The organism is Xanthobacter pollutisoli (assembly GCF_040044995.1).
Taxonomy (GTDB): domain Bacteria; phylum Pseudomonadota; class Alphaproteobacteria; order Rhizobiales; family Xanthobacteraceae; genus Xanthobacter.
Genome location: NZ_JBDZDP010000058.1, coordinates 1 through 3,369, shown reverse-complemented (window position 1 = coordinate 3,369; position 3,369 = coordinate 1). Strand labels below are relative to the sequence as shown.

The window sequence follows — 3,369 nt, the reverse complement described above, 5'->3', positions numbered from 1 at the left end:
ATGCCCCGCCCCACATGGCACAGGCCGTGGCCGCGTTCGGATCGGCCAGGCAGATCGCCTGTCGAATGGAATACGGCCGAAACCTTCGCTTTGCTCGCCGTGCCGGGCGCTCCCGGCGTGAACAAGCAGATCGAAGGAAAACACGGTGACAAAACGCAAGCGCAGACACCGCCGGAGCGTCGATGTCCGGATCAACTGGCTGCAACCGCATGCCGATGGCTTCAAGGACTGGCTCACCCAGAGGAAATACTCGCCGGCGACGATAACGGAGCTGGTGCGTCTGCTCGCCCTGTGGGGCGATTGGGTGCGCACCTCCGGCTTCGCAATCGAAACGCTCGCTTCCGGTCTCACGGCCTCAGCGTTGGTGTTCCGGGGCAGCAAGACAGCGCGGGCCCCTCAGGGCGCCGCCGCGCTGTTCATCTCCTATCTGCAGGAGACGAACGTCCTGCCTCCGGAGCGACACCCGTCGCTGGAGGAAACCTGGCCGACACTGGCCGCCTTCCGTCGCTGGATGCAGGAGCAGCGCGGCATCAAGGATTCCACGCTCGACACCTATCAGGCGATCCTGGTCGACCTGCTGGCGTCGCTCGGCACTGATCCGGCAGCTTACACGGCTGCCGCGATCCGCGGCTTCGTGCTCGATCGCGCGAAGCCGCACGGCCGTGGCCGAGCGCGGGGCATCACCGTCGCCACGCGTGCCTACCTCAAGTATCTCGTGGCGATCGGACAATGCCCGGTCGGCCGGGACCATGCGGTTCCAAGCTTCGCAAGTTGGCAGTTGGCGACCACGCCGCGCTTCCTCGGGCAATCCGACCTCGACCGTCTCATGATCGCGTGCGACGGCGAGGACCGCCTGCGCGACCGGGCCGTCATCCTGCTCCTGGCCCGGCTCGGCCTGCGGGCAAGCGAGGTCGCCGATCTCACCTTCGACGCGATCGACTGGGTGACCAGCCGCATAACCCTTGCTGGCAAGGTCCGGCGGGAAGAGCGCCTGCCGCTGACCCAAGAGATCGGCGACGCCATCCTCGCCTATATCGAGCGGGCGCGGCCACGCATCGCGACGACGCGGGTGTTCCTGACGGACACGGCGCCTGTCCACCCGTTGAGCCGCATCGCCGTGAAGTGCATCGTGCGCCGTGCCCTCGACCGGGCCGGCGTCAAAAGTGTCCATCGCGGCGCCCACGTTCTGCGCCACTCTGCCGCGACGTCCATGCTGCGCAACGGCGTCAGCCTCGCCGGCGTTGGCGCCGTGCTGCGGCACCGCTCGCCATCGGTCACAGCGCTCTATGCCAAGGTGGACATCGGCCTCCTGTCGGAGATCGCGCAGCCCTGGGGCGGGAGGCTGCCGTGCTGAGCGACGATGCAGCCCGCTACATCACTCTGCGCCGCACGCTCGGCTACAAGCTGATCAAGGCCGAACGGCATCTTCGCGCCTTCGCGCGCTTCGCCGCCGGGCGGGGCGAAGCGCATATCCGCACGGCATCCGTTCTCGCCTGGCTGGCGACAGTCGCCCGGACGCCGGGCGCCCGCGAGCGGCGTCTGACAGACCTCATCCTGTTTGCGCGCTTCCTCCATGCCGAAGATCCGCGGCATGAGATCCCGCACCCCGACGTCGCGCCGAGCCGGCATGGACGGCCGATCCCCTATATCTACGCGCCGGGCGAAATCGCCCGCATCCTCGATGCTGCCGGCAGTCTCCGGCACCAGAAGCCCAATCCCCTGCGGCGCCAGCTCTACGTCATGCTGTTCGGGCTGATCGCTGCCACGGGACTGCGTGTCTCGGAGGCTCTCGCGCTCAGGCTCGACGACATCCAGCCCGACGGCGTCTTGCACATCCGCGAGACGAAGTTCCGCAAGAGCCGGCTCGTGCCGTTGCATGCGACGGTCATCAAGGCGCTCGAAGGCTATCTCGAGGTTCGCCGCCAACGCGCCGGGGAGAGCGACTGGCTGTTCCCATCCGTCGAACATCGGGAGCTGTGCCCGACGACGGTGAACTACACGTTCCGTTGCATCCTGCGCCGGGCGGGGATCGCGCCCGAGCGAAGCCGGCAGCCTCGCATCCATGATCTTCGCCATACCTTCGCAACCCGGGTGCTGGAACAATGCGGCGCCGAGCGCGGCGTGGTCGCCCGGCACTTCGTCGCCCTGTCGACCTATCTGGGCCATGCCGATATCCGGAACACCTACTGGTATCTTGAGGCGACGCCGGAAATGATGGCGGATATCGCTTCGGCTGCAGAAATGCTGGTCGGGGAGAGCGTCGCATGACGAAGCTCGCCCCTCTCATCACCGCCTTCCTGCGCGATTACATGCCTCGCCAGAGAGGCTACAGTTTACAGAGCTGCGAGACATATGCGTTCAGCTTCAAGCTGCTGTTCGACTTCGCCGCGAAACGGCTGGGCACCCGTCCGTCACGGCTGACGATCGAAGACCTCGACGCGCCGATGATCGTGGCCTTCCTCGCCCATATCGAACAGGAGCGCGGCAACAGCGCTTCCACACGCAACCTGCGGCTCGCCGCCATCAAGACGTTCATGCGTTATGTGGAGCACAAGGTCCCCTCCGCCCTGGAGCAGATCGGCCGGATCCATGCCATCCCGGCCAAGCGCCATGACCAGAAGCTCATCCGTCATCTGATAATGGAGGAGGTCCGCGCGATCCTCAACGCTCCCGATCCTGCGACACGATCCGGTGTGCGCGACCGGGCCATGATGCACCTGTGCTTCGCCGGGGGCTTGCGGGTCTCTGAGCTGGTCGGCGTTCTGGTCGAAAACCTGTCGCTCCAGCCCGGCGCAAGCGTGATGATCCGGGGCAAGGGCCGCAAGGAGCGCTGCCTGCCGCTCTGGAAGGAGACGGCGCGAGATCTTCGCGCCTGGCTCGGCGTCAGGGGCGCGATCCGCGTGCCGGAGCTCTTCGTCAATGCGCAGGATGAGCCGATGACCAGAGCAGGCTTCGAGTATGTGCTCGACAAGCACGTCCGCAAGGCGGCCGAGACCTGCGCATCGTTGCATGGTCGGAGCGTCTCGCCACATCAGCTCCGGCACAGCTGCGCGGTCGTCATGCTGCAGGCCACCCACGACATCCGGAAGGTTGCCCTGTGGCTCGGTCATGCCGACATCCGCACGACGGAGGTCTATCTCCGCATGGACCCCTCCGAAAAGCTGGAAGCGATCGAGGCGGTCGTCCCGCCGGAGCTCAGGCGTGGCCGGTTCAAGGCACCGGATGCGCTGATCGCATCCTTGCTCTTGGACCTGGAGGCCCCGGCCTGATCGGAACAGGTCCGCACCTGAAGCGGTTCTCTCGCCCAATCGCCCCGGTCCTGCACCGGCATCGTGTTCGCCACGGCCTGTGCCGTGTGGGGCGCGGCTG

At 66.5% G+C, this 3,369-nt stretch carries 3 protein-coding genes; all 3 read left to right on the top strand.

Annotated elements, in window-relative coordinates; translation table 11 throughout:
• Nucleotides 1–145 precede the first annotated feature (145 nt).
• Genes ABLE93_RS26775 through ABLE93_RS26765 form a run of 3 tightly spaced genes read left to right on the top strand, consistent with a single transcriptional unit; the run spans nucleotide 146 to nucleotide 3,269 of the window.
• The gene (locus ABLE93_RS26775; RefSeq protein ID WP_138399718.1) at nucleotides 146–1,354 is read left to right on the top strand and encodes a tyrosine-type recombinase/integrase; all 1,209 of its coding nucleotides are present in this window, start codon (nucleotides 146–148) and stop codon (nucleotides 1,352–1,354) included.
• On the top strand, nucleotides 1,348–2,268 hold the full coding sequence (locus ABLE93_RS26770; RefSeq protein WP_138399717.1) for a tyrosine-type recombinase/integrase: 921 nt from the start codon (nucleotides 1,348–1,350) through the stop codon (nucleotides 2,266–2,268). The genes ABLE93_RS26775 and ABLE93_RS26770 overlap by 7 nt, the downstream gene beginning before the upstream one ends.
• Nucleotides 2,265–3,269, top strand: a complete 1,005-nt coding sequence (locus ABLE93_RS26765) for a tyrosine-type recombinase/integrase (protein WP_138399716.1) — start codon at nucleotides 2,265–2,267, stop codon at nucleotides 3,267–3,269. Before ABLE93_RS26770 ends, ABLE93_RS26765 begins: the two co-directional genes overlap by 4 nt.
• Nucleotides 3,270–3,369 lie beyond the last annotated feature (100 nt).

What these genes read in the sequence shown, in the direction of transcription:
- ABLE93_RS26765 (WP_138399716.1), top strand. Translation starts at nt 2,265, where the DNA reads ATGACGAAGCTCGCCCCTCTCATCACCGCCTTCCTGCGCGATTACATG.